Annotated in this window: 1 rRNA gene (running past one end of the window); it reads left to right on the forward strand. The window is 56.5% G+C overall.

Going from position 1 to position 1,576, the window contains the following annotated elements:
• Positions 1 to 1,575, forward strand: a 23S ribosomal RNA gene (locus tag AB0F56_RS35855); it begins 1,636 nt to the left of the window's first position.
• Position 1,576 lies beyond the last annotated feature (1 nt).

Below are 1,576 nucleotides of genomic sequence, written 5' to 3' on the forward strand. Positions count from 1 at the left end.
TCTAATGCTAAGCCCGTGAAGCCGTTCCGGACCCTTCGGGGAAAGGAAAGTGGTGGAGCCGGCGAACCAAGGTGGTAGTAGGTAAGCGATGGGGTGACGCAGGAAGGTAGTCCAGCCCGGGCGGTGGTTGTCCCGGGGTAAGGGTGTAGGCCGTGTGGTAGGCAAATCCGTCACACGTTAAGGCTGAGACCTGATGCCGAGCCGATTGTGGTGAAGTGGATGATCCTATGCTGTCGAGAAAAGCCTCTAGCGAGTTTCATGGCGGCCCGTACCCTAAACCGACTCAGGTGGTCAGGTAGAGAATACCGAGGCGTTCGGGTGAACTATGGTTAAGGAACTCGGCAAAATGCCCCCGTAACTTCGGGAGAAGGGGGGCCACGTCTGGTGATGAGTCTTGCACTCTGAGCTGGGGGTGGCCGCAGAGACCAGCGAGAAGCGACTGTTTACTAAAAACACAGGTCCGTGCGAAGCCGTAAGGCGATGTATACGGACTGACGCCTGCCCGGTGCTGGAACGTTAAGGGGACCGGTTAGTGACCTTTCGGGGTTGCGAAGCTGAGAACTTAAGCGCCAGTAAACGGCGGTGGTAACTATAACCATCCTAAGGTAGCGAAATTCCTTGTCGGGTAAGTTCCGACCTGCACGAATGGCGTAACGACTTCTCGACTGTCTCAACCATAGGCCCGGTGAAATTGCACTACGAGTAAAGATGCTCGTTTCGCGCAGAAGGACGGAAAGACCCCGGGACCTTTACTACAGTTTGATATTGGTGTTCGGTTCGGCTTGTGTAGGATAGGTGGGAGACTTTGAAGCAGCCACGCCAGTGGTTGTGGAGTCGCCGTTGAAATACCACTCTGGTCGTGCTGGATGTCTAACCTCGGTCCGTGATCCGGATCAGGGACAGTGTCTGATGGGTAGTTTAACTGGGGCGGTTGCCTCCCAAAGGGTAACGGAGGCGCCCAAAGGTTCCCTCAGCCTGGTTGGCAATCAGGTGTTGAGTGTAAGTGCACAAGGGAGCTTGACTGTGAGACCGACGGGTCGAGCAGGGACGAAAGTCGGGACTAGTGATCCGGCGGTGGCTTGTGGAAGCGCCGTCGCTCAACGGATAAAAGGTACCCCGGGGATAACAGGCTGATCTTCCCCAAGAGTCCATATCGACGGGATGGTTTGGCACCTCGATGTCGGCTCGTCGCATCCTGGGGCTGGAGTCGGTCCCAAGGGTTGGGCTGTTCGCCCATTAAAGCGGTACGCGAGCTGGGTTTAGAACGTCGTGAGACAGTTCGGTCCCTATCCTCTGTGCGCGTAGGAATATTGAGAAGGGCTGTCCCTAGTACGAGAGGACCGGGACGGACGAACCTCTGGTGTGCCAGTTGTCCTGCCAAGGGCATGGCTGGTTGGCTACGTTCGGGAGGGATAACCGCTGAAAGCATCTAAGCGGGAAGCCTGCTTCGAGATGAGTATTCCCACCTCCTTGAGAGGGTAAGGCTCCCAGTAGACGACTGGGTTGATAGGCCGGATGTGGAAGCCCAGTAATGGGTGGAGCTGACCGGTACTAATAGGCCGAGGGCTTGTCCTCA

Origin of the sequence: Streptomyces sp. NPDC026092 (genome assembly GCF_040638605.1) — a bacterium.
GTDB lineage: Bacteria > Actinomycetota > Actinomycetes > Streptomycetales > Streptomycetaceae > Streptomyces.